A 24,388-nucleotide genomic window follows, 5' to 3' on the forward strand; every position below is an offset into this window, starting at 1 on the left:
GGCCCAGCTCGGCGCGCATTATGGCATGGGCCATCAGGCCGCACATCCCGTACTGCGGCATGTAAAAGCTTTGTAAAGCCGCGAGTTGTGTGCGGGCCCTGGGCCCCGAAAGCATGCGGCAGGCCGTTTGTCGATACCTGCGAGGGGTGACTTCCCGCGCATTGCAGGGTATCGATGCGGTCCTATGATGCAGGGCATGGCGATGACCAATTTCAATCACATTCGCGTTTTGCGCATCACGGGGCTGGTCGCGTACCTGTGCTGCGGCGCGCCGCTGTTCACCAACTGGGCGACCGAGCGGCTGGATCTGTTGAACCGGCCCAACTTCGCGTTGCTGCTCTGGACACTGTTTTACGTGTTGTTCGGCATCATTTACTTGTTGATCACCAACAACCTGGGGGCCCGCACGAGCATGACGGCCCGCATGAACATGGCCGTCCGGGTGTTCGGTCTGTTGCCGCTGACGGTGACGGCACTCATGGTGGGCTGGTACAGCCACAGCGGCCTTTCCGCCACGTTGCTGCTGGTCGTAGCGGTGGTGCTGCCTTGGCTGGTGCCGCTTTGGGTCGGCGTGGCGTGGCTGGTGTTCCAGACCTTGTGCCTCGCGGCGCTGTTTTCCACCTTTGCCGAATTCAAGCAGAGCCCTCTCACGCTCGGTTTGCTGCAGGCGATCCTCTATACGGCGTTCTCCATGCCGGGCTTCGTGGCATCGATGGTCGCCAGCCAGCAGGCGGAGGAGCGCGAAGTGCAGCGCCGTCTCAACTCGGAACTGCGGGCTACCCGCGCCCTGCTGGCCGAATCGACGCGCATTGCCGAACGCATGCGCATCGCGCGCGAACTGCACGATCTGATCGGGCATCACCTCACCGCGCTGAGCCTGAATCTGGAGGTGGCCAGCCACCTCAGCAATGAAGCAGCCTGCGAGCACGTGCGCAAGGCGCAGAACACCGCCCGCCTGCTCTTGGCCGACGTGCGCGAGGCGGTCAGCGAATTGCGCCAGGACGACGCCATCGACCTAACTCAGGCGCTGCAGAGCCTGGTCGACGGGGTGCCCAGTTTGCGCGTGCACGTGAGCACGCCGCCACGGTTCAGTGTGGAGGATCCGCGCCGCGCCCAGGTCTTGCTGCGCTGCGTGCAGGAAATCATCACCAATACGGCCAAGCACGCCGGCGCCCACAATCTCTGGCTGACTTTTACCTACGACGGCGAGAACTTGCTGAGCCTGAATGCGCGCGACGACGGCCGCGGTGCGGCGCAAGTGCTGCCGGGCAACGGCTTGTCGGGCATGCGCGAGCGCCTGGTTGAATTTGGCGGCGACGTATCCATGGAGAGCGGGGTGGGGCAGGGTTTTGCCTTGCACGTCCGTCTTCCATTGGGTGAACCGTCCGTGCTGGCCCATACGCCGTCACGTTTCGAGCCGCCGGCGTTGAGCTTGACGTGATGCCCTGTGAGAATGCCGGATTGCCGGTTCAGTTATCTTGGTTGGTTGTACGCATGCGGCCCATGAGGGGCCATCAAAGTTGCGAGGATTCACGATGATTTCCGTTTGTCTCGTCGACGACCAGAACCTTGTCCGCCAAGGGGTGCGTTCCCTGCTCGATCTGGCCGAAGACATCCGTGTCGTGGCCGAATGTGCCGACGGTGTGCAAGCCGTCCAGGACATTCCGCGGGTCAAGCCGGATGTGGTGCTGCTGGACCTGCGCATGCCGAACATGAGCGGTCTGGAAGTGCTGCAAGCCCTGTCGGCGCGCAATGAACTGCCGCCCACCATCATTCTCACCACCTTCGACGACGACCAGCTCGTGTTGCAAGGGTTGAAGGCCGGGGCTCGCGGCTACCTGCTCAAGGATGTGTCGCTGGAACAACTGGTGGAGGCCGTACGCACCGTGGCGGGCGGCGGGTCGCTGGTGGCGCCGATGGTCACCCAGCGCCTGCTGGCGGGGGTGGGGCGCATCCACAACCAGTTCACCAGCCTGGAGCAGCCCGACCCGCTGACCGAGCGCGAGACCGAGATCCTGCGCCTGCTGTCCGGGGGGTATAGCAATAAGGAAATTGCCAATTCTCTCAAAGTGGCCGAGGGGACCGTGAAAAACCACGTCTCGAACATTCTCTCCAAGCTCGGCGTACGCGATCGCACCCGCGCCGTCTTGAAGGCGTTGGAACTGGGGATCGTTTGATCGTCCGGGAATGTCCCTGGGACTGTCGGAAAATGCTGCGTAGCAGCGCAGCTGCGGGCCTTCCTGGCCCGTAGCGTTCCTGCGCGCGAGCAAGTACCATCGGCAGCTTAGGCGCCGGCCGAACCCCCGTCCCGATGCGGTTTCCCACGAGGGAAAGCCATCCCTGGCGGTCCGGTTCAGTCCTGCGCTTTCCACTGCAAGAAGAGACGTCTCGGAGAAACCTGGAATGACGCGTGTTCTGGAATTCATCGTTGCCCTGATCATCGTCGCCGTCGTTGGCGTCGTGGTAGGCATCACCATGCCCGGTAGCGGCCACGTTGAGCGGTCGTTGGTGGTCAGCAAAGACCTGCGCCAGGTCTATGACGTAGTGAACAATTTACGTACCTTCCCCGATTACGGCGTGCTGCGCGCTTACGATCCGAAGACCCAGTACACCCTCTCCGGCAGCGCCTATGGCCCCGGTTCGGAGCTGAGCTGGACCAGCCAGGATGAAAAAGTCGGCGACGGCAAGCTGACCATCGCCAGCGCCCAGCCCGAGTTCGACAAGATCGATCCCACGGTCAACAGTGCCGAGATCGTGTGGAACATCGACAATGCCTGGCGCGGTGGCGACAAGCATTTCACCCTGGACCTGCTGCGCCAGGGCAACACCGGGAAGCTGACCAAGATCACCTGGTCGTACGACGTGACCTACGGTTTCAATCTGTTGAACCGTTATTCCAACATGTACATCCACGGTCAGCCGGATGCGTTCGTTCAGTACAGCCTGAACAACTTGCAGAACGTGCTGGCGGGCGTACCGAACATCGACTACAGCGCGCTTGATCCGTACATCGTGCAGACCAAGCAGACGCCCGTGCTGATCGTTTCCACCTCGATGAAGCGCAAGGACGGCCTGGATGGCCTGAACCAGGCCACCGATGCTGCGATCAAGCAGATCGAGGATGCCGCCAAGAAGCTTGGCGTGCACACCAACGGCCCGCGCATCATCTTCACCACCAACTACGGTGACGAAACCTACACCTTCGACGTGGCCGAGCCGATCGATTCGGCCAGCTTGAACGTGGCGGGCCAGAGCTATCAGCTCACCGCACCGACCCCGCCGTCGCTGGCCGACCAGAATGCCCCGGCTTCCAGCAGCACGGCTGCGGCACCGGCCAATCCGGACAACGCCCAGCCGGGCAGCAAGGATCGCTACGGTCGCCTGGTCATCGACAACAACGTGCGTGCCACGCTGGCTTTCGGCGGCGCCGCGCTTGAGGCTCCGTGGAACGGCACCGCTGCCGGCGTTCCGCAGACCCGCGACATGCTGAAGGCTTACGCCCAGACGCACGGCTACAAGTTCGACGAAGTGACCAACCGTCTGTACGACATCCTCAGCCAGCCGGAAGTGAAGGATGCCGGTGGCAACGTCGCCACTTACGCCCAGTACGCGGTCTATCTGCCGATCACCGATTCTGCCGACGGCGGTACGCTGCCGCAGCAGACGCCGGAACAGCAGGCCGGTATCAAGCAGCCTGGCGTCATCAACGCCAATGGCCAGCCGGCTTCCAGCAGCACGGCACCGGCTCCGGCCAGCACCGCAGCTGCGCCCGCTGCACCCGCCGGCAAGTAATCGCCAGCAGGTTCCGCTCTTGAAAGGCCCTCCCTTCACGGGGAGGGCTTTTTGCTTTTGTGGCGGCCTGTTGCTGGAGCGAGCGAAGAGGCGCGAGAAGTGAGCGAAAAGCAGGAACTTGGGAGCGATCGGCACTCTCTCACTTCTCATTCCTCTCCACTCACTTCTTGCCGTTCTGCGGTACATTGCAGGGCAGTCTCAGTTGCGACCGCACATGATCGAAACCGACAAGCTCACCAAGCGTTACGGCCATTTGACCGCAGTGGATGCCCTGAGCATCTACGCCGAGCCTGGGCAGGTACTCGGTTTGCTGGGGCCTAACGGCGCAGGCAAGACCACCGCCATGCGCATGATTGCCGGTTTCCTGGCGCCCAGTACGGGCACTGCCCGCGTGTGCGGCTACGACGTGCGCAAGCAGCCGCTCAAAGCCAAGCGAGCGATGGGCTATCTGCCCGAAGGTGCACCGAGCTACGGCGAAATGACGGTGCGCGAATTCCTGATCTTCATCATGCGCATGCGTGGCCTGCGTTCGGAGGTCGGCCGGCGCCGTTTCGACGAAGTGGTCGGGCGGCTGCAACTGGAGGATGCGCTGAATGTCAGCGTCGACACGCTGTCCAAAGGGCTGCGTCGACGAGTCGGTCTGGCCCAGGCCATCTTGCACGATCCGCCGGTGCTGATGCTCGATGAGCCTACCGACGGCCTCGATCCCAATCAAAAACATACCGTGCGCCAATTGATCGACGCAATGGCGCGCGAGCGCACCATTCTGATTTCCACGCACCTGCTCGAAGAGGTGCATGCGCTGTGCAATCGGGTGGTGATCATCGCGGGCGGAAAACTGCGCGCCGATGCCACGCCGGCGGAGCTGGAAGCACGCTCGCGCTACCACGGTGCCGTATCGTTCAGTGCCGCGGGCAGCGGATTGTCACAGGAGATGCTGGGACGCTTGCCGCAAGTCGCCGGCATCGAGGTGGACCCGCTCGATGGCCGTGTCACGGTGTTTCCCAAGCCCGGCGCCCGGATTCTCGAAGCTGTTGAATCCTTGTTGCGCCAACAGGGGCTGGAAGTATCCGAAATTCAACTCGAGCGCGGGCGTCTGGACGAGGTATTTCGCCAGATTACGCTAGGTGCGGAAACGGGAGCACAGCCATGAGTCCCACCATGGCGGTGATGCGCCGCGAACTGCGCAGCTATTTCGTCACACCGGTGGCGTATGTGTTCCTGGTGATCTTCCTGGTGCTCGCCGGCATTCTCACGTTCTACGCCGACGACTTCTACGACCGCCGCATCGCCGACCTGCAACCGTTCTTCGTCATGCATCCATGGCTGTACCTGATCCTGGTGCCGGCGGTGTCCATGCGCACGTGGGCCGAGGAGGCCAAGTCGGGGACATTGGAATTGCTGCAGACGCTGCCGTTGACGCTGTGGCAGGCGATGCTCGGCAAATTCCTGGCCGCGTGGCTGTTTGTCGGATTGGCGCTGTTGCTGACCTTTCCCATCTGGATCACGGTCAATTACCTGGGCTCGCCGGACAACGGCATCATCATCGCCGGATACATCGGCAGTTGGTTGATGGCCGGCGCTTTCCTGGCCATTGGCGCGTGCCTGTCCACCGTAACCAGCAGCCAGGTGGTGGCCTTCATCCTGACCGCGCTGGTGTGCGTGTTGCTGATTCTCGTCGGCCAGGCCGAGGTCATGGATTTTTTCCAGGGCGTGCTTCCGCGCAAGCTGGTCAATGGCGTGGCGCACCTCTCCATGCTGCGGCACTACGAAGCCATCGCGCGGGGCGTGCTGGATGTACGCGACATCATCTATTTCGTGCTCACCATTGCGGCGTGGTTGACGGCCGGGGTGCTGGTGCTCGACATGAAGCGGAGTCATTGAGCGATGGCCCGTTTCGTTTTGCGCAGGCGAACCATTCTGGTCAGCGCGCTGGTCGCGCTGGCCGTGGCTTACTGCAGCCTCACGCTGGTAACCAGTCGCTGGCTGGCTCCCGAGCGTTTCGATCTCACCGCCGACCATCTTTACACCTTGTCGCCGGGAACCAGGCAAATCGTCGACGGTATTCATCGGCCGCTTTGGCTCACCTTGTATTTCTCCCAGCATGCGACCAAGGACATGCCGCAGCTGCGAAGCTACGAACAGCGCGTGGCCGAGATGTTGCAGGAAATGGTGGCGCGTTCGCATGGGCGCATTCGCCTGCAGATCGTCGATCCGGTGCCTTATTCCGACGACGAGGCCAGTGCCGAGGGCAACGGCCTCACCACCATCAACGGCGGTAGCAACGGCGAGCGGATCTTCTTCGGACTGGTGGGTTCCACCCGGCCGTCTGCAACGGATGTCGCCTCCGATTTCGGTGCCGATGCGCCGGAGGATAAAGGCTCCAATACCGTCGATCGCACTCTGCCGATTGCGTTCTTCGATCCGCAGCGCGAAACCTTTCTGGAATACGACATCGCCAAGCTCCTGTACCAGCTCAGCGAGCCGCAGAAGCCGCGCATCGGCCTGATCACCGACCTGCCGGTGATGGGCGACCCGGTGCGCGGCACGCCGCCATGGGCAGTCATGCGTCAATTGCAGCAGCTGTTCGACGTGGAGACTCTGGACGAAAGCAAACTGAAGACGATCGACCAGAAGATCCAGGTGCTGTTGCTGATTCATCCCAAGAACCTGTCGACGGAAGCGCAATATGCGCTCGATCAATATGTGCTTGGAGGCGGGCACCTGGTGGTGTTTGTCGATCCCTACGCGGAATCCGATCCGGTCCCGTTGTCCGAAGATTCGCTCGCAGGCACGAACAATCGCAGCTCCAATCTGCCGCGCCTGTTTGCCGACTGGGGGGTTGCCTACAGCCCGGATCAAGTCGTGCTCGATCGCGGGCGGGCCCTTCCGATCGAGTTGGCGGGTGCAAACCTGGCGCATCCGGCCATGCTTGGCCTGGGCACGCAGGAGCTCAACCGCGATGACGTGGTGACGGCGAGCCTGCAGCGCGTCAATGTTTCCAGCGCCGGACACTTCGATCTGTTGCCGGACGCCAGTACGCGGCTGATCCCGCTGATGCAGAGCAGTGCCGATGCCGAAGTCGTGCCGACTCAGCGGGTCATCGATGCAAGCAGCAATCCATCCACTTTGTTGCAGGGATATCAGCCGCAGAACCAGAACTATGTGATTGCGGCACGGCTGCGCGGGCCCTTTGTCAGCGCTTTTCCGGAATTCGCCAAAGTGCCCGGGCATCTCGCCGAGTCTCCGCCAAACAGCGAGGTCATCCTGGTGGCCGATACCGATCTGCTGACCGATCGCCTGTGGGTGGAAACGCAAAATTTCCTGGGTCAGCCTTTGCAAAATGCCTTCGCCAATAACGGCGATTTCATCAGCAATCTAGTCGACAACCTCAGTGGCTCGACGGCCCTGCTTTCCATTCGCGGCCGCTCCAGTTCGCTGCGCCCGTTCACCCGTGTCGAAGCCTTGCAGCGCGTCGCCGACCGCAAATTTCTGCAGAAGAAACAGGAGCTGCTCAACGAGTTGGCCGAGACCAAGCAGCGCCTGAACGAATTGCAGCCGGCGAAGGGGGAGCGCGACACCGCTACCAGCGCCGAGCAGAAACAGGAGATCGAGCAGTTCCTGCAACGGCAGCTGGCGATCAGCAAAGAACTGCGCGACGTGCAGCATCAGCTCAATGGCGAAATCGATGCGCTCGGGACCCGCCTGAAAGTGCTCAATATCGTCGTGCTGCCCTTGCTCATTATCGTCGCGGGGCTGCTGTATGGCTGGCGGCGCACGCGGCGCAACCGGCGCAAGCGTTCCTGAGAGCCTTGTCTGGCGCAGATCGCTGGCAGGCTCCGAGTAGTGTCAATATGCCGCAATGATGCGGCACGGGCTTGGGCAGTTCCTGATTTAAGCTGAAGTGCCTTGGCCGTTGAGGGGAGTGGGTCGCGCCGATGTTCGACGTGTTGTTGAAATGGATCGTCCCGTGGGAGTTTTCCTGGGTATTCCTGGCGAGCTTCCTGGGTGCGTGCGTACTGTATTGGCGGGGTTGCGGCAAGCTGAAAGTCAGTATGGGGCGCCGCATGGCGTTCTGGATCGGCATGGCCATTACCTACCTGAGCCTGCAAACGTATTTCGACTTCTACGCGGAGCATGAGTTTTTCATGCATCGCATCCAGCAACTGTTGCTGCACCATTTGGCGCCGATGGTGATCGTTGCGTCTTACCCAGGATCGGTGCTGCGCGCAGGTTTGCCGCTTCGCTGGCGCGTGCGCCTGCTTCGTCCTGCCGAACGCAGCTGGCCTTGGCGATTGATCAGAGCCGTACTGCTGAACCCTGCGGTGGCAACGGTTTTGTTCGTCGTGTTTATCTTGATCTGGTTGCTGCCGTCGATGCAGACCATGGCCATGCTCGATTGGCGCATCTACCGTTTCATGAACTGGTCGATGATCGTCAGCGGCTTCGTCTATTGGTGGCTGGTGCTCGATCATCGCCCGCGCCCGCCGGGCCGCATGATTCCAGGGTTGCGCGTGCTGTCGCCGGGGATCACCATGACGCCGCAAATTCTGGCTGGCGCCATCATCACCTTCTCCAAGGCCGACCTTTATCCGATCTTTGAAATCTGCGGACGCGCCTTCCAGTTCAACGTATTCACCGGACAGCTCATCGGCGGCATCATCATCTGGGTGCCGGCCGCGACAATCGAGACGATTGGTGGCTTGCTGGCCATGCGCCAATGGCTGCGCCTGTCGCGCAGCGGCCGAATCCGCCGGCAGTCGCGCGCGGCGCGACCGCTGGCCAAAACGGTCGCGGCGACTCCGCCGGGTTAACCATCCTCGGTATAGAGGTGCACCAGCTGGCGCGCCGTGTGGTGAGCTTCGGATGGATAGCCAAAGGCGTTGTTGACGTAGGTGACGCCGTCGATGGCGACGTGGCGATTGACGTGGCTGTGCCCGTAAACGTGCATGCTTGCGCCAAGCTCGCGTAGCTGTTCATCCAGCAGGGTCGTGCCGAGTATTGGATAGAGTTGCCGATGCTTTTCCGGAATGCGCTCGGGCATCACGTCGATACGAGGCAGGAAGTGCGAGAACGTGATGATTTTGCTCGCTCGTTCCAGTTCCGGGCATGAGCGCGTGGGATTGCGTTCGACGAACCAGCGCGTCACGGCTGCATCGTCCCAGCCCTCCGGCCAGCGGCAGGCGCGATAATCGGTCCATGCGTTCTTGAGGTAATCGCCGGGGATGCCAAAGGAATAATCGTACCAACCCAGCAAGGGCACGATGGCCAGGCCGCCATGGCGAAACGGAGTCAGGTGAATTCCCCGCGACGATGCGATGTCGCGCACGGCATGGAATTTCTCGAACGAGTCGCCCAATCCTTCGCGATGTACCCACAGGTCGTGATTGCCGGGAACATAGAGCACCACGGCGAAGCGCCGTTTCAATGCTTCCAGTCCATCGGTCAACAAGGAAAGCCTGTCCGAAATGTCACCGGCCAGTATCAGTGCATCTCCTTGATAGTCCTGCAGCGACAACTGCTCCACCCACGCGCGGTTGGGAGCGTAATCCAGGTGCAAGTCGGAAACCGCGAAGATGCGCATCGAGATAGGAAAGGCTAGTTCGGATCGGCCGTATTGGCTGGGCGCACCGCGAATTGCACGGGAAGGTGGCTGCGGTCGGCGAAGTCCAACGTGATTTCCACCTTGTCGCCGGGCTTGAGTACGCGATCGGGTTGCTCGAGCATCAGGTGATAGCCGGCCGGCGCAAGCATCGCTTTGCCTGTGGCGGAGATCGCCAGCTGGTTCACCGCGTGCATGCCGTTCATGCCGCCACTTTCCACGTCGCTTTCGTGCAGCATCACCGAAGCGTAGACGGCGCTATGTGCGGAGACGAGCGTTGCGGCGGATGAACCTGCATTTTGCAAGGTGACGTAGCCGGCAGCAGGGAGCTTTGCCGGCAACAGGCGGATCCATGCATGACTGGCGGTAACGTGATCGGCCTGGGCGGCATGAACCGCCCCCGCGGGAATGAGCCCGATCGCGAACGATGCAAGCAAGGATTGCCACTTCATGGTGCATGTCCCGGGCTCAGCAACAAATGCAGATCATGTACCAGCTTGTCTTGCGGATCGGTGGGCGTGGCCAACAGCCGCGCCTTGCCGGTATTGTCAAAGACATAGATGCCGGAACTGTGGCTGACATCGTAGCTGCCGTCTGCCTTGCCCGGTTCGCGCGTGAATGCGGCGCGATAACGCTTGGTCAAGGCTTCGATATCCGATGGGGAACCGGTCAGGCCGACGGCGCGGGGATCGAATGCAGCCACGTAATCGTGCAGGACGGCAGGCGTATCGCGAGTTGGGTCGACACTGACGAACAGGATGCGCACTCCGTCCGCCAGCGGCCCCAGTTTTTGCAACACCACGTGCAATTGCGCGAGTGTCAGCGGGCAGACGTCGGGGCAATGGGTGTAGCCGAAATAGAGCAGGGCGACCTTGCCGCGGTAGTCTGCGGCGGTAACAGTTTTGCCTTGATCGTCGGTCAGGCGGAAGGACAGGTCCGGCATGTGGCCGGAAATATCCGTCAACTGCCAAGGCGTCGATTCGCTTTGGTGGCAGGCGCTCAGCCAGCTGCTGGCCACGATCAGCATCGACAGGGCGGCCAGGCGGGCCAGATGCGACAGCTTCATGCAAAAATCCCGAGGTGAACCCGTGCAGCATACGCCACGCGCTACCCGAAGCGCGCCTTCGTCAAAGGAAACGATCTCTATGCGACAAATTGCCCGCACACGCGATGGCTTGCTGGTCGGCCTGGGAGGCGCCAGTGCCGTACTGCTAGGCGCTTTCGGTGCGCACGCCTTGCGCAACGTATTGGATGCCGCACACCGCGAGTTGTGGCATACGGCCGTGCAGTATCACTTCTGGCACGCGCTTGCGCTTGCACTTGCGGTGGGCTTTGGGCAAGGCCGGGCCGGGCGCATGGCAAAGTGGACGTTTGCACTCGGTGTGGTTTTGTTTTGCGGCAGCCTCTACGGCCTTGCACTTGGCGCGCCACGCTGGCTCGGTGCGGTAACGCCCTTGGGCGGCGTGGCATTTATCGTGGGCTGGGTGGCGCTTGGCCTGGCGTTGCGATCGCGTAGCGGTTGATATCTGCCACGTTCCGTGACACGTGGCGGATATCAGATGTCTTCGTCGTCAGTGATCGGCTTGGGCTTGCCGGGTTTCAGCCGCCCGTTTTTGTGTAGCGCCTCGCGCAGGACATATTCGATTTGCGCGTTGACGCTCCGCAAATCGTCGTCGGCCCAGCGCTGCATGGCCTCCAGCACGGTTGCGCTGATGCGCAGCGGATAGGCTTTTTTTTCGGCCGCCACGTCGGAGTCAGCTATACAGCGTGCCGGTATTGAGTACCGGCTGCGTGCCGCGTTCGCCGCACAACACCACCAGCAGGTTGCTGACCATGGCCGCCTTGCGTTCTTCGTCCAACTCGATCACGCCCTGTGTGCGCAGTTTGTCCAGCGCCATGCCCACCATGCCCACGGCGCCTTCGACGATTCGCTCGCGCGCGGCCACGATGGCGCTGGCTTGCTGGCGTTGCAGCATGGCCTGGGCGATCTCTTGTGCATAGGCCAGGTGGCTGATGCGGGCTTCGGTCACCTGCACGCCGGCCTTGCCCAGGCGCGCCTGGATTTCATTGCGCAGGTGATCGTTGATTTCTTCGCCGTGGCTGCGCAACGACGGCTTGGCGTCGTCGTGCGCATCGTAAGGATAGCTTTGGGCCATCTGGCGCAACGCCGACTCGCTCTGGATGTGCACGAAATTTTCGTAATCGTCGACGCAGAACACTGCTTCGGCGGTATCCATCACTTGCCACACGATAACGGCGGCAATCTCGATGGGATTGCCGTCGCTGTCGTTGACTTTCAGCTTGCCGCTTTCGAAGTTGCGCACGCGCAGCGAGACGCGGCGACGGCTATAGAACGGATTGGTCCAGCGCAGGCCCTCGTGGCGGATCGTGCCGGCGTATTTGCCGAACAATTGCAGAACCAGCCCTTCGTTCGGCGCAACCTGGAAGAACCCCTTGGCCAGCCAGGCGGTAAATACGTGGATGAGCACGCCCCCCGCCGCCACGAAGAATGTTCCGGTGGCGGCACCCATCAGCTCGCCAACCAGGCCCAGCAGCGTGAGCAGCAGGCAGACGAGGATGAATGGAATACCGGCGATTGAAAATCCAGTGCGTTCGTTCATGACGGAATCCTCCCGAGGTGCGCGAATTAGATATCAAAGTGATATCTAATTCAAGTGCCCGGGCGGGCGGGAGTGGGGCGGCGATTCCGGGCGGCTCCACGTTCCACGTGTGGCGAGGGCGAGGGGGTGATCAGCCCCGCCGCGGATCATCGCGATTGACGACGGCTATTCGTTTGACCCCAGCCTCCTCTGCCGACGAGTCGGTGAACCGGGCGGCTTGCCACGATCGATTTCTACATTGCCATCCGGACCGTTTGCGCGTCGAGCCAGGCACGGCAACTGCCCACGCGGCATCGCGCGCAAAGCACAGCACCAGCAATAGCGGAGCGATTCATCTGCACCCGAATCTCTCCATCGGCGAGCTGGCGACAGGGTTGGCGAATACCTGCTTGGACTGTCGCCAATCTGCGGCGCGGCAACTTCCAGGCGTTAGAATGACGCTTTTGTTGGAGACAAATAATGAGGCCGTTCGGCACGCCGCATTCCGACCACGCCCTGAAAGTTCTGTTGCTTGGAGCGGGCGAACTCGGCAAGGAAGTCGCGATCGAATTGCAGCGCTATGCCGTCGAAGTAGTGGCCGTGGACCGCTATGGCGACGCGCCTGCCATGCAGGTCGCACATCGCAGTCACGTCATCGACATGCTGGATGGCGCTGCGCTGCGAGCCTTGATCGAACGGGAAAACCCCGACCTTGTCGTGCCGGAAATCGAAGCCATCCATACCCCGACGCTGATGGAGCTGGAACAGTCCGGGGTACGCGTCATTCCTACCGCGCGGGCTGCCTGGCTGACCATGGACCGGGAGGGCATTCGCCGGCTCGCCGCCGAAGAGCTCGGCTTGCCTACCTCGCCTTACCGCTTCTGCGATAGCGAGCAGGATTATCGGGAGGCGGTAGCCGCCATCGGCTATCCCTTCGTGATCAAGCCGGTGATGAGTTCGTCCGGCAAGGGACAGAGCGTCGTGCGCGATGCCTCGGGCCTGGAGGCGGCATGGGAATACGCCCAGTCGGGCGGGCGTGCTGGCAAGGGGCGGGTGATTGTCGAAGGCTTCGTGCCGTTCGATTACGAGATCACGCTGCTCACCGTCAGGCACAAAGACGGCACCGCTTTTTGCGCGCCGATCGGGCATCGCCAGGAAGATGGCGATTACCGCGAATCCTGGCAACCGCAGCCGATGAGTACCGCGGCGCTGGCAGAAGCGCAGCGACAGGCCGAGGCGATTACCCGGGCACTGGGTGGCTGGGGCGTGTTTGGCGTGGAGTTTTTCGTGAAGGGCGACGGGGTGATTTTTTCCGAAGTCAGCCCGCGTCCGCACGATACCGGACTGGTGACTTTGATTTCGCAGGAGCTATCGGAGTTTGCCTTGCACGTTCGCGCCATTCTGGGTTTGCCGATTCCGGTGATTCATCAGAACGGCCCGTCGGCATCGTGTGCCGTATTGGTGGAAGGCGAAGGACGGGCACCGCGCTATCACGGCATTGCCGATGCGCTGGCCGAACCGGATACGCAACTGCGCATCTTCGGCAAGCCGGAAGTGAAAGGGCGCCGTCGCATGGCGGTAACCTTGGCGCGCGATACGGATATCGAGGCGGCAAAGGCCAAGGCGATTCGCGCCGCCAACGCCATTCGCACGGAAATATAAGATCGACTGACGTCAACCCGCCTCCTTACCCTGACAGGATCAGGGGGCAACGCGCAAACGGAGAGAAAGGATGGAATCGACGGGCTTTTCGCACTGGCTGGTGGTGTTGGTGGAAACCTTCGCCCTGTTGTTCGTGATGCTGTTGGCGATCGCCATCCTGGTCGTCCTGGTCATGTGGGTGGTGGATCGCAACCAGACGCACAACTCGGTGCTGCGCAATTTCCCGGTGATCGGGCATTTCCGCTACTGGTTTCTGCACCTGGGCGAATTCTTTCGCCAGTACTTGTATTCCAGCGACCGTGAAGAACTGCCATTCAACCGTGCGCAACGGATGTGGGTCTATCGCGCGGCGAAGAACTCGGAAAACACCAACGCCTTTGGCTCCACCCGCGATCTGCGCGGCGAGGGTGTGCCGTTCTTCGTCAATGCGGCGTTTCCTTCGCTGGGCGACCATCACGTCACGCCCAAGCCGGTGCGCATCGGTCCGTATGCGCGCGAGCCGTACGATCACGCCGCGTTCTTCAATATTTCCGCGATGAGTTTCGGTGCGCTGTCGGCACCGGCGGTGCGGGCACTGTCGATCGGCGCAGCCAAGGCCGGCATCTGGATGGACACGGGAGAGGGCGGCTTGGCGCCGTATCACCTCGAAGGCGGTTGCGACATCGTGTTCGAAATCGGTACCGCCAAATACGGGGTGCGCACCCCGGACGGCAAGCTGGACGACGACAAATTGCTGGCGATCTGCGCGCACAAGCAGGTAAAGATGGTGAGCATCAAGCTCGGCCAAGGCGCCAAGCCGGGCATGGGCGGCTTGTTGCCCGCCGCCAAGGTAACGCCGGAGATTGCCGAGATCCGCGGCATTCCGGTGGGGCAGGATTCGCAAAGCCCGAACCGTCACCTGGATATCGCCAACGTATCGCAGCTGATGGATGCCATTGCGCACATCCGTCGCCTCACGGGAAAGCCGACCGGATTCAAGGCCGTGTTCGGCGACCTGCAGTGGATCGAGCAGCTGTGCGACGAAGTCGACAAGCGCGGTATCGAAAGCGCGCCGGATTTCATCATTGTCGACGGTTCGGAAGGCGGCACCGGTGCGGCGCCGCAAACGCTGATGGAAGGTGTCGGCCTGCCTTTGCACGAAGCACTGCCTGCACTGGTCAATACGCTGATCGAAAAGGGCATGCGCGATCGGATCAAAGTGATCTGTTCGGGTAAGCGCATTACCGCTTATGACGTGGCGTGGGCTTTGTCCATGGGCGCTGATTTCGTCAATTCCGCACGCGGTTTCATGTTGGCGCTAGGCTGCATCCAGTCATTGCAGTGCAATCGCAATACCTGCCCAACCGGCATCACCACGCAAAATCCGCGCTTGCAACGCGGCCTGGTGGTAACCGACAAGAGCGAACGAGTGGCGCATTACGCCAAGAACGTGATGCACGAAGTAGGCATCATTGCGCACAGCTGCGGCGTGGACGATCCGCGCGAACTCGATCGCACGCATTGTCGCGTGGTGGGCGACGACGGCATTTCGGTGCCGTTGATCAAGCTGTTTCCGTATCCGTCGGCGACTGAGCAGAAAGCGTGACTTTTTGGCGGTTTTTCCAAGTCCTGGCGAGCTTGGATGCCGTGAGCCGTTGACGGCTTTGGGCAGACCGGCGACTCCGTGGGGTGATCCGGAGTCGCCGTTGCTTTTGATCCCGAACAGAAGCCCTGCCGTCACCGAAGGCGTCGGCCGCACGGGCTTTGCCACCTCTGGACTGATCGCGTTTCAACCTCAATGATTGCCGGGCAGATTCACCCAGCCGTCGATCGTGCGTATCTGCAGCGGCTTGAAACGCCGCTTGTAGTCCATCTTCGGGTGGTCTTCGATCCAGAAACCCAGATAGACCCACGGAATGCCGCGCCGCCGTGCCAGTTCCACTTGCTGCAGGATGGCGAAGGTACCCAGGCTGCGATCTTTTTCATCGGGGTCGTAAAACGTATAGACCGCCGAAATGCCGGTCGCGCAGATATCGGTGACGGCCACCGCCAGCAGCCGGTCGCCCCGGTGCAGTTCCAGGAATACGGTCGGACTCCACGGTGCGGTGAGAAAGCGCCGGAAGTCGCTGGCCTCGGCATCGTCCATGCCGCCGCCGGGATGACGGGTGCGCAGGTAGCGCGAATAAAGCGCGTGGCGCTCGCTGTTGTAGCCGGCCATGCGTTCGCTGATGGTCAAGTCCGCGTTGCGTTTCAGGCAACGGCGCTGCGCTCGGTCCGGTTTGAAGTTCGCCACGTCGATGCGGCAGGGCGTGCAGGCGTGGCAACTGGGGCAATGCGGGAAATACAGATGGCCGCCCGCGCGACGGAAGCCGTGATCCAGCGCCGCGCCATACAAACGGTCCAACTGCGGGGCGGCCGGGTCGATCACCAGGTTCTGTGCCGTGCGCCCGGCAAAGTAGCCGCAGGCGTGCGGCAGGGTTTGGAACAGGCGGACGTGATCGGAGCGCATGGGATGATTCTATGACCGCCGCGGGTCGCCGTGGCAAGCGCTTTTAAACGATGTGCAGGTAATGCAGCGCCAGCACCATGAATACGCCCAGGATGGCCAGCAGCACGATCCGTCTTACCCGGGCCACGGTGTGCGTGCGGCGGGTGTAGACGGACTGGGCAGGGTTGCGCATGGCCGCCAGTTCCTCGCCGTGGCGCACCATCGGTTCGATACCGAGCTGGCGCAATAATTCGCGCCCCCTGGTGTAATCGTCTGCGTGGCTGATCCAGACCTGCGGCCAGCCGTCGCGATTCTCGTTGCGCTGCGAATAGCTGAAACGCTGGTAGCTGGGGCGGTTCCAGTTGGACCGGTTGGTAATCGTGGTCTCGACCCCGTTTTCGGCCATGTAGGCCGCGACGCGATCGATGTTTTCCTGACGGGGTGAGGTATAGAGCAAGCGCATGACGCAAGTTTAGCAGGCGGCAGCGGGGTCGCCTGCCAGGTAGCGGGGCGGTTTAGCCTTCTGCGCGCAGCCGGATCAGGCCTTCCTGCGCGGTCGAGGCAACCAGCTGGCCGTCACGGCTGAAAATCTGTCCGCGTGCCAGCCCTCGTGCACCCTGGGCAGTGGGGCTGTCGAACGAATAAAGCAGCCACTCGTCGACCCGGAATGGGCGATGGAACCACAGCGCGTGGTCCAGGCTTGCCATCTGGATATTGTGGGTGAGATAGGAAATGCCGTGCGGCAGGGTGGCCGTGCCGATCAGATGGAAGTCTGAGGCGTAGGCCAGCAGGGCGCGGTGCAATACGTCCGAATCGCCCACCGGCGCGGTAATGCGAAACCAGATGTGCTGGATCGGCGGGCGCTTGGGTGGATGGATCTCGTCGCGCGGCCAGACCTGGCGGAACTCGAACGGGCCGTCGGTGCCCAGCCAGCGTTGCAACTTGACCGGCAGGCGGGCCAGTTCTTCCCGCGGTACCCGATGCATCGGCTCCAGGTCTTCCGGCGCGGGCACTTCCGGCATGGAGGACTGGTGCTCCACGCCCTTTTCGGGAACCTGGAACGAAATGGCGCCGTTGAGGATCGGCTGGCCGTGCTGGATCGCCACCACCCGGCGGGCGGAGAACGAACCGCCGTCGCGGGCCCGCTCGACGTTGTAGACGATGGGGGCGTCGATATCGCCGGCGCGCAGGAAATAGGCGTGCAGCGAATGCGCCTCGCGCGAAGGGTCCACCGTCTGCTGGGCCGCCGACAGCGCCTGCCCCAATACCTGCCCGCCAAAAACGAAACGCGTGCCGATGTCCCGGCTCTGGCCGCGGAAGAGGTTGTCTTCCAGCCTTTCGAGCTGCAGCAGCTCGACCAGTTCTTTGACGTGCGCGTCACGCATGCGGCCAACCCCTGAACGTAATGAAGGGGAATTATAGCGGGCGGCGCTCAGTGCTCCGCGTCGATCCGCTTCAGCCCGCTTCCGGCCATCACCTCGGCCCATGGAAACATCGGGCCGGGATCGAGCTTGCGCCTTACCTCCCCGGTCGGGTCGTCGCTGGCGGGAACGAGGGCCGTATCCAGGTCTTCGTGACCGGCGATCTGGTGCAGGTGGGGGAATTCCATGCGCAGTTGCGCCAGCAGGGTGCGCAGCGATGCCATCTGCTTGGCCGTGTAGGGCTGGGTCATGGTCTGCCGACGCGAGTCGAACCAGAGCGGATAACGCCCTTCGTTGACCAGTTCGATGCCGATCGACTGCGGGTTGTAGCCGCGTACGTGGTGGGCTACGCGGGTGCCCGGCACGTAGCGGTAAACCGATCCGTCCCGGTCGATGTAATAGTGCCCGCTGTTGCCCGTGCCGCTGTCGTACAGCACTTTCTCCCCGTACTCGCGCGTGGTGGCCAGGTCGGGCAGTTCAGTGCAATGGATCACTACCAGTGTCACGGCATCGACGGGGCGTTCGGGCAGCTTGGTGACGTAAGGCAGGGGTTGGTCGTGGATGGTCAGCATCGACATGCAGCCAGTGTTGCACAACTGCAATCCGTGCACGTTCCTGGCGGCAGTATGAGCCTGTCCCTACGTCAACAGGGCTATCATTCGCGATCTGTTGCAGGCCTTCGGAGACGCTCATGCCCGGACACGTCATACTTTCTCACGGCTCGGATGCCGGTCCGGATGCCACCAAGGTCAGCGCGCTGGCGAAAATCGCCGAGTCCTTGGGCTGGACCACCGAGCGCCCCGATTACCGCGCCGACGACGCGCAGGGTCATGCCGGCTCGGTGGAGCCGCGCATTGCGCGGCTGCATGCGCGGATTGTCGCCAGCAACGTGCCGCCGGTCCTGGTCGGGTCGAGCATGGGGGCCTTTGTCTCCGCCCTGGCCTCGTTGGAACAACCGGTTGCCGGGCTGTTCCTGATGGCCACGCCGCCCCTGATTCCCGACTGCGACCTGGCGCTGGACATACGGGAGGACGTACCGGCGCTGCTGATCCACGGCTGGCAGGACGACATCTGTCCGCTGGACGAGGTATACGAATTCGCCCGCCGCCGCTCCCTGCCGCTGCTGGTGCTCGACGACGATCATCGCCTTGGCGCACACCTGGATGAACTCGGCCGGCAATTCGGCTTTTTCCTGGAACAACTGGCGAAGCACGCTTGAAACCATTCTTTGCAACCTGCCCCAAAGGGCTCGAATACCTGCTGCGTGACGAACTGATCGCCCTGGGCGGCAGCGAGGTGCACGAGGCACTGGCCGGCGTGCGTTTTTCGGGCACCCTGGAAACGGCCTATCGCGCCTGTCTGTGGTCGCGCCTGGCCAGCCGCATCCTGCTGCCGATTGCCGAATTCGAAGCTGCATCGGATGACGCCCTCTATGCTGGCGTGCAGACCATCGACTGGTCGCAGCACCTGGCCCCGCACGCGACCTTGGCGGTGGATGCCAACACGGCGCAGAGCAAAATGGCGCACAGCCAGTTCCTGGCGCAACGCGTGAAGGACGCGGTGGTCGACCAGTTCCGGCAACGCGGCCAGGATCGTCCTGGCGTGGATACCGAAGAGCCCGATGTGCGCATCAACCTGCGTCTGCGGCGCGATCGCGCCACGGTGTCGATCGATCTGGCCGGCGCTCCCCTGCATCGCCGCGGTTGGCGGGAACAGCAAGGCGAGGCGCCGCTCAAAGAAAACCTCGCAGCAGCGATGTTGCTGCGCGCGGGTTGGCCGGCGATCTACGAGCAGGGCGGGGCGTTGCTCGATCCGATGTGCGGCTCGGGCACGTTGTTGATCGAGGGGGCCTTGATGGTGGCCGACGTGGCGCCGGGCCTGCGTCGCTCCTACTACGGTTTTCTGGGTTGGAAGCAACACGACATCGCTTTGTGGCGCGGTTTGCTCGAGGACGCGCGCCAGCGTGCCGAAGCCGGTCTGCCGGCCTTGCGCGCCTGTTTCTTCGGTTCCGATGCCGACCCCCGCATGGTGCAGACAGCCAAGCGCAATGCGCAGGAAGCGGGCGTCGCCGGCTTCTTTACCCTGGACCGCCACGATGCACTGCACGTGGCGCCGCCTCCTGGCGTGGCGCGTGGCCTGGTGATTACCAATCCGCCTTATGGCGAGCGGCTGGGCGAGCGCGAAAGCATGCCCAAGCTTTATCGCATGCTGGGGGAAATGCTGCGCGAACGTTTCATTGGCTGGCGTGCGGCGATTCTTGCCGGTGACGCGGAGCTTGGGCGCGCGACCACGCTGCGTCCCGAAAAAAAGTACGCGCTTTACAACGGTGCGCTGGAAACCGTGCTGCTGGTATGCGAGCTGCATCCGCGCGACGACACCCCGCGCGAAAAGCCGCCGCTATCGCCCGGCGCGCAGATGCTCAAGAACCGCCTGGAGAAAAACGTCCACCACCTGCGCAGGCGTCTGGAGCGCGAGGGCATTCGCGCCTGGCGCGCTTACGACCAGGATCTGCCTGAATACGCCGCTGCGGTTGACGTCTATGCCGACACCACCGGCGCCGCGCACCTGCACATCCAGGAATATCGCGCGCCGGCCAGCGTCCCTGCTGATGTGGCGCGCACGCGCGTGCGTGAAATTGCACGCGTTGCCGGCGAGGTGTTCGACGCGCCGCGCGTCCGCATCGCGCTGAAAACGCGCGAGCGCGGCAAGGGCGGTTCCAAGTACGGCCAGTTCGATCAGCGCGGCGAATTCATCGAGGTGGAAGAGGGCGGCTTGAAGTTCCTGGTCAATCTTTATGATTACCTGGACACCGGGCTGTTCCTCGACCACCGCCTGGTGCGCGCCAAGTTGCGCGAGCTTGCGGCCGGGCGGCGTTTTCTCAATCTGTTCGCCTATACCGCAACGGCCAGCGTTTATGCGGCGGCCGGCGGTGCGCGCGATACCACCAGCGTCGACCTGTCCGGCACGTACCTGGAATGGGCTTCGCGCAATCTCGCCCTGAACGGGTTCTCCGGTGCGAAGCATCGCCTGGTGCAATCGGATGCCGGCAGCTTCCTGCGGCAGTCGCACGATCGCTATGGTTTGATTTACGTCGATCCGCCGACGTTTTCCAATTCCAAACGCGCCGACGATTTCGACGTGCAGCGCGACCACGTCAAGTTGCTGCTGGCTTGCGCCGAGCGTCTCACCGCCGACGGGATCATCGTGTTTTCCAATAACTTCCGCCGCTTCGAGCTGGACCGTGCGGCCTTGGAAGAACGGTTCAACATCGAGAACTGGGGGGCTGGCAGCATTCCCTTCGATTTCTCGCGCCGGGCGAATATCCACGATTGCTGGCTGTTGCGTTCAAAGACGGCTGAGGGCCAGGTAAATCCCTGGGAAAACGCCCACATAAAAAAATGAAACCCTTCAGTACAGATTAAGCGCGCCGGACAGACCATAGCTCCCATCTTGACGGAGGTGTGTCATGTTCAAACGTAGTGTCGGCAAGTTCGTTGCGATCGGCCTGGCTCTTGCCACGGCTGCGGCTTTGCCGGTCGGTGCATCGGCCCATGGTTGGGGCGGTGGCTGGCACGGTGGTGGTTACTACCATGGTGGTGGTTACTACCATGGCGGTTGCTGCTACCGCGGCGGTTACTGGAGCGGTGGTCGCTGGATCGCAGGTGCCATCGTGGGTGGTGCCGTAGCGGGTCTGGTTGCGGGCGCGGTAGCCGGTCCGCCGGTGTATTACGCACCGCCGCCGACCGTGGTCTACACCCCGGGTACGGTGGTCTATCAGACCGTGCCGCCGCCGGTGGTGACCACAACGGTGGTAACGTCCGATCCGTACCAGACGCGCTACATCGGTCCGGGGTACTAAGCGGATAGAAGCCGTTCAACAAAGAAGAGCCCGGTGCAAACCGGGCTCTTTTGTTTTGTCTTGCTTGCCGCGGAAGTTCAGGGCGATTTGCTTTGCTGCTGCGTGCGGGTACTGCTGTATTTGGCTTTGCTGCGAAGACCGTTGAACGTGTTCTGGTCGATCAGGCTGAGCGATTGAATCGCGCAAGGCGGCTGATTGTGCGCAGTGACCATTTCGCCGACCGAGCCGCAGATGCGATCCGGGTTGGTGGCGAGATCCGCCTTGCTGCCGATGAACCTGAAACCGCGGTTGCCAATACCCAGGTTCTGGCAACTGGCCTGCAGCTTCACCAGATAGCGCTGGTAGGGGCCGGCTTGCACGATGATCGTCTTATCGTCCAGGACGTGCCATTCGTTGATTCGGCTGACACGCAGGCAGTCGTTGTTGGGTAGCGGGGTATATGCGGGTGCACTCGACTGCGCCCACGCGGCAGCTCCGTTTGCTGCGAAAGCAAAAAACAGCACGAACGAAATGACCGGTTTCATAGACGTCACCTCCAGGCTGTATTGATGCGCTGCGGCGATGGAAATATCGCGACAGCCATATTCCCGCCATGCATGTATCACATAATATGAACGATGCTTGCGGCATGGTGAGGACTATGATGGTCTGCTCGGTCGTGCTCCACAAGATGTATCGTAATAGCCCCGCCCGTCCCGCATCGGTGTCATGAGTGCCTCGACCTTTGCCGTTGGCGCAGAAGACCGCTTAGCGCGCTTCGTGCGTATACGCAGACAGACCTGGGCGCTTTGTGCCGGCTTGAGCGCGGAAGACCTGTTGGTGCAGTCGATGCCCGATGCCAGCCCCGGCAAATGGCATCTGGCGCATACGACGTGGTTTTTTGAAACGTTCGTGCTCGGGCACGATCCTTCTTATCGTTCGCCCAATCCCGAGTGGCATTACCTTTTCAACTCCTACTACGAATCGGCCGGGCCGATTCATGCGCGACCGCGCCGCGGCCTGCTTTCGCGCCCTACGCTCGAAGAGATTTGCGATTACCGGGCGCGTATCGATGACGCGGTCGCAGCGCGTATCGCCAGCGGCATTGACGAAGCGCTTGTCGCAAGAATCGAACTTGGCTTGCAGCACGAGCAACAGCATCAAGAGTTGCTGCTCACCGATCTGAAGCACGCCTTCTGGTGTCATCCCTTGCACCCGGCTTATCGCGAGGCTTTACCGGTTCAAGTCAGCGATGCACCGATGCCGATGCGATTCCTTGCGGGAAGGGAAGGGGCGCAGGAGATAGGGCATGCAGATAGCGACGGCTTTGCCTACGACAACGAAACACCGCGCCATCGAACGTGGCTGGCCGCGCACGCGCTGGCCAATCGTCCCGTGACCAACGGCGAATACCTGGCTTTCGTCCGCGATGGCGGTTATCGGGAGGCAGGCCTGTGGCTTTCCGACGGTTGGGCCATCGTGCAGCGTGAAGGCTGGCAGCGACCGTTGTACTGGCAAGAAGACCTGGCCAGCGAATTCACCCTGGCCGGGATGCGCGACATCGATCCGCACGTACCGGTATGCCACATCAGCTATTTCGAAGCCGATGCTTTCGCACGGTGGGCAGGCGCCCGTCTGCCCACCGAAGCCGAGTGGGAAAATGCGGCCGCGAGCAAACCTGTCGCGGGCCATTTTCAGGAAAGCCATCGCTTCCATCCAATCGCCGCTCCACACCACGACGGGTGGCTGCAAATGTACGGCGACATCTGGGAATGGACCGCATCGCCTTACGTGAGCTATCCGGGTTTCAAACCCTTGCCGGGCACGCTCGGTGAATACAACGGCAAGTTCATGAACGGGCAATGGGTGTTGCGCGGCGGCTCCTGCGCAACGCCGCACGACCACATTCGCGCCAGCTACCGCAATTTTTTTCCGCCCCATGCCCGCTGGCAGTTCGCGGGCATCCGATTGGGACAGGACAGATGAATGTTCAAGCCTATGCCGTACGTGACGAACAACGGCCACCCGACAACCTCTTGCTGCAAGTGGTGCAACGCGGCCTGCGTTCGCAGCCCAAACGATTGCCGTCCTGGTTGTTTTACGACGAGCAGGGTTCGGCCCTGTTCGAGCAAATCTGCGAGCAACCCGAGTATTACCTGACACGCGCCGAAATCGAATTGCTGCGCGTGCATGCCGCCGACATTGCCGAAGTGCTCGGTCCCGACGTACGGCTGGTCGAGTATGGCAGTGGGCATGCCATCAAAACGCGCCTGTTGCTCGAGCATCTCGCCACGCCGGTGGCCTGGGTGCCGATAGAGCTTTCTTCCGAGGCTCTTCGCCTGGGCATGCAGCGCGTGGCTCAGCAAATACCGGAGCTACCCATCCAGCCCTTGTCGATGGATTTCACTCGTCCGCTGCGGCTGCCCGTGCCGCCGCGTGCGCCGCGGCGTACCGTGCTGTATTTTCCGGGTTCAACCATCGGCAATTTCGAAGATCGCGAAGCCGCGCAGTTGTTGCGCAAGATGCGCAACGAAATGGGCGACAACGGCGGTATCTTGGTGGGCGCAGACCTCAAAAAGGACAGGTCGACGATCGAGGCAGCCTACAACGACAAAGCGGGTGTCACGGCGGCATTTACGCTCAACGTGCTGGCGCGCCTGAATCGCGAGCTCGGCTGCAATTTCGAGTTGGGTGCGTTTCGTCACCGCGCCCATTACAACGCCATGGCCGGCCGCATCGAAACACACATCCTGAGCAATCGCGAACAGCGCGTGCGAGTGGGGCGCTTGCAGGTGTTGTTCCGCGAAGAAGAGGCGATGCTGGTGGAGTACAGCTGCAAGTATTCGCTGGAAGACTTTGCGGCGCTTGCCGCAACGGCGGGATTGAGCGTGCAACACGTCTGGCTGGACCCGGCCGGCACATTCAGCCTGCAATACCTGACGCGCACTCTCTGATTTTTCGCCATCCAATGGCCACTTTGTAGGTTGGGTTACCTCGGATCAAGTC

25 protein-coding genes are annotated in these 24,388 nt (G+C 62.1%); 15 read left to right on the forward strand and 10 right to left on the reverse strand.

Annotation, left to right across the window (positions count from 1 at the left end; genetic code table 11):
- The first annotated feature begins 196 nt into the window (after positions 1-196).
- From ISS99_RS13565 to ISS99_RS13595, 7 genes are all read left to right on the forward strand, one after another.
- Entirely contained in the window at positions 197-1,441 is a 1,245-nt protein-coding gene (locus ISS99_RS13565) for a sensor histidine kinase (RefSeq protein ID WP_239537926.1), read from the forward strand.
- A 94-nt stretch (positions 1,442-1,535) separates the two neighbouring features.
- Positions 1,536-2,177, forward strand: a complete 642-nt coding sequence (locus tag ISS99_RS13570; RefSeq protein ID WP_204632131.1) for a response regulator — start codon at positions 1,536-1,538, stop codon at positions 2,175-2,177.
- 226 nt (positions 2,178-2,403) lie between these two features.
- Positions 2,404-3,792 (forward strand): SRPBCC family protein, encoded by a 1,389-nt coding sequence (locus ISS99_RS13575; protein WP_204632132.1) that lies wholly within the window; start codon positions 2,404-2,406, stop codon positions 3,790-3,792.
- Positions 3,793-4,006: 214 nt separating this feature from the next.
- A complete protein-coding gene (locus ISS99_RS13580) occupies positions 4,007-4,945 on the forward strand; it encodes an ABC transporter ATP-binding protein (RefSeq protein WP_204632133.1) in 939 nt (312 codons plus the stop codon).
- Positions 4,942-5,676, forward strand: a complete 735-nt coding sequence (locus tag ISS99_RS13585) for an ABC transporter permease subunit (protein WP_204632134.1) — start codon at positions 4,942-4,944, stop codon at positions 5,674-5,676. Before ISS99_RS13580 ends, ISS99_RS13585 begins: the two co-directional genes overlap by 4 nt.
- Before the next feature lie 3 nt (positions 5,677-5,679).
- Entirely contained in the window at positions 5,680-7,599 is a 1,920-nt protein-coding gene (locus tag ISS99_RS13590; RefSeq protein WP_204632135.1) for a GldG family protein, read from the forward strand.
- Positions 7,600-7,730: 131 nt separating this feature from the next.
- Positions 7,731-8,606 (forward strand): cytochrome c oxidase assembly protein, encoded by an 876-nt coding sequence (locus ISS99_RS13595; RefSeq protein WP_204632136.1) that lies wholly within the window; start codon positions 7,731-7,733, stop codon positions 8,604-8,606.
- Here the strand turns inward: ISS99_RS13595 and ISS99_RS13600 are convergent.
- The 3 genes from ISS99_RS13600 to ISS99_RS13610 are packed head-to-tail and all read right to left on the reverse strand — an operon-like array spanning position 8,603 to position 10,460.
- Positions 8,603-9,376, reverse strand: a complete 774-nt coding sequence (locus ISS99_RS13600; protein WP_275578168.1) for a metallophosphoesterase — start codon at positions 9,374-9,376, stop codon at positions 8,603-8,605. The genes ISS99_RS13595 and ISS99_RS13600 overlap by 4 nt on opposite strands.
- A gap of 14 nt (positions 9,377-9,390) precedes the next feature.
- A complete protein-coding gene (locus tag ISS99_RS13605) occupies positions 9,391-9,846 on the reverse strand; it encodes a copper chaperone PCu(A)C (protein WP_204632138.1) in 456 nt (151 codons plus the stop codon).
- A complete protein-coding gene (locus ISS99_RS13610) occupies positions 9,843-10,460 on the reverse strand; it encodes an SCO family protein (RefSeq protein WP_204632139.1) in 618 nt (205 codons plus the stop codon). Before ISS99_RS13610 ends, ISS99_RS13605 begins: the two co-directional genes overlap by 4 nt.
- A gap of 79 nt (positions 10,461-10,539) precedes the next feature.
- Between ISS99_RS13610 and ISS99_RS13615 the strand changes: the two genes are divergently transcribed.
- On the forward strand, positions 10,540-10,917 hold the full coding sequence (locus ISS99_RS13615) for a DUF423 domain-containing protein (protein WP_204632140.1): 378 nt from the start codon (positions 10,540-10,542) through the stop codon (positions 10,915-10,917).
- A 32-nt stretch (positions 10,918-10,949) separates the two neighbouring features.
- Here ISS99_RS13615 and ISS99_RS13620 read toward each other — a convergent pair whose 3' ends face one another.
- Together ISS99_RS13620 and ISS99_RS13625 are read right to left on the reverse strand one after the other, a co-directional pair.
- Entirely contained in the window at positions 10,950-11,141 is a 192-nt protein-coding gene (locus tag ISS99_RS13620; protein WP_204632141.1) for a type II toxin-antitoxin system antitoxin, read from the reverse strand.
- A 7-nt stretch (positions 11,142-11,148) separates the two neighbouring features.
- Positions 11,149-12,015 carry an SPFH domain-containing protein gene (locus ISS99_RS13625; RefSeq protein ID WP_204632142.1) on the reverse strand — a complete coding sequence of 289 codons (867 nt, stop codon included), beginning with the start codon at positions 12,013-12,015 and terminating at the stop codon, positions 11,149-11,151.
- A gap of 459 nt (positions 12,016-12,474) precedes the next feature.
- Between ISS99_RS13625 and purT the strand changes: the two genes are divergently transcribed.
- Positions 12,475-13,656: a formate-dependent phosphoribosylglycinamide formyltransferase gene (gene purT / locus ISS99_RS13630; protein ID WP_204632143.1), complete on the forward strand. Its 1,182-nt coding sequence runs from the start codon at positions 12,475-12,477 to the stop codon at positions 13,654-13,656.
- A gap of 70 nt (positions 13,657-13,726) precedes the next feature.
- Positions 13,727-15,241 carry an FMN-binding glutamate synthase family protein gene (locus ISS99_RS13635; RefSeq protein ID WP_204632144.1) on the forward strand — a complete coding sequence of 505 codons (1,515 nt, stop codon included), beginning with the start codon at positions 13,727-13,729 and terminating at the stop codon, positions 15,239-15,241.
- 189 nt (positions 15,242-15,430) lie between these two features.
- Here the strand turns inward: ISS99_RS13635 and ISS99_RS13640 are convergent, their stop codons facing one another.
- The 4 genes from ISS99_RS13640 to ISS99_RS13655 are packed head-to-tail and all read right to left on the reverse strand — an operon-like array spanning position 15,431 to position 18,122.
- Positions 15,431-16,144, reverse strand: coding sequence for an arginyltransferase (locus ISS99_RS13640; RefSeq protein WP_204632145.1), 714 nt, complete (start codon positions 16,142-16,144; stop codon positions 15,431-15,433).
- A gap of 43 nt (positions 16,145-16,187) precedes the next feature.
- Entirely contained in the window at positions 16,188-16,586 is a 399-nt protein-coding gene (locus ISS99_RS13645; RefSeq protein ID WP_204632146.1) for a hypothetical protein, read from the reverse strand.
- Between the two features lie 52 nt (positions 16,587-16,638).
- On the reverse strand, positions 16,639-17,508 hold the full coding sequence (gene tesB, locus ISS99_RS13650; protein ID WP_204632147.1) for an acyl-CoA thioesterase II: 870 nt from the start codon (positions 17,506-17,508) through the stop codon (positions 16,639-16,641).
- A gap of 47 nt (positions 17,509-17,555) precedes the next feature.
- The gene (locus tag ISS99_RS13655) at positions 17,556-18,122 is read right to left on the reverse strand and encodes an N-acetylmuramoyl-L-alanine amidase (protein WP_204632148.1); all 567 of its coding nucleotides are present in this window, start codon (positions 18,120-18,122) and stop codon (positions 17,556-17,558) included.
- Positions 18,123-18,235: 113 nt separating this feature from the next.
- On the opposite strand from ISS99_RS13655, the gene ISS99_RS13660 reads away from it, so the two are divergent.
- The 3 genes from ISS99_RS13660 to ISS99_RS13670 all read left to right on the forward strand — a co-directional run bounded on the left by ISS99_RS13660 (position 18,236) and on the right by ISS99_RS13670 (position 21,403).
- On the forward strand, positions 18,236-18,763 hold the full coding sequence (locus tag ISS99_RS13660) for an alpha/beta hydrolase (protein ID WP_204632149.1): 528 nt from the start codon (positions 18,236-18,238) through the stop codon (positions 18,761-18,763).
- The gene (gene rlmKL, locus ISS99_RS13665; protein WP_204632150.1) at positions 18,760-20,946 is read left to right on the forward strand and encodes a bifunctional 23S rRNA (guanine(2069)-N(7))-methyltransferase RlmK/23S rRNA (guanine(2445)-N(2))-methyltransferase RlmL; all 2,187 of its coding nucleotides are present in this window, start codon (positions 18,760-18,762) and stop codon (positions 20,944-20,946) included. Before ISS99_RS13660 ends, rlmKL begins: the two co-directional genes overlap by 4 nt.
- A gap of 64 nt (positions 20,947-21,010) precedes the next feature.
- Positions 21,011-21,403 carry a hypothetical protein gene (locus tag ISS99_RS13670; protein WP_204632151.1) on the forward strand — a complete coding sequence of 131 codons (393 nt, stop codon included), beginning with the start codon at positions 21,011-21,013 and terminating at the stop codon, positions 21,401-21,403.
- A 77-nt stretch (positions 21,404-21,480) separates the two neighbouring features.
- On the opposite strand, the gene ISS99_RS13675 is transcribed toward ISS99_RS13670, so the two are convergent.
- Entirely contained in the window at positions 21,481-21,927 is a 447-nt protein-coding gene (locus ISS99_RS13675; RefSeq protein WP_204632152.1) for a DUF6491 family protein, read from the reverse strand.
- Between the two features lie 184 nt (positions 21,928-22,111).
- Here ISS99_RS13675 and egtB point away from each other — a divergent pair, with 184 nt between their 5' ends.
- Together egtB and egtD are read left to right on the forward strand one after the other, a co-directional pair.
- Positions 22,112-23,368, forward strand: coding sequence for an ergothioneine biosynthesis protein EgtB (gene egtB / locus ISS99_RS13680; protein WP_204632153.1), 1,257 nt, complete (start codon positions 22,112-22,114; stop codon positions 23,366-23,368).
- Entirely contained in the window at positions 23,365-24,336 is a 972-nt protein-coding gene (gene egtD, locus ISS99_RS13685; RefSeq protein ID WP_204632154.1) for an L-histidine N(alpha)-methyltransferase, read from the forward strand. Before egtB ends, egtD begins: the two co-directional genes overlap by 4 nt.
- The last annotated feature ends 52 nt before the right edge of the window (positions 24,337-24,388 follow it).

This window comes from Dyella mobilis (genome assembly GCF_016904945.1).
GTDB classification, from domain to species: Bacteria; Pseudomonadota; Gammaproteobacteria; order Xanthomonadales; family Rhodanobacteraceae; genus Dyella_B; species Dyella_B mobilis.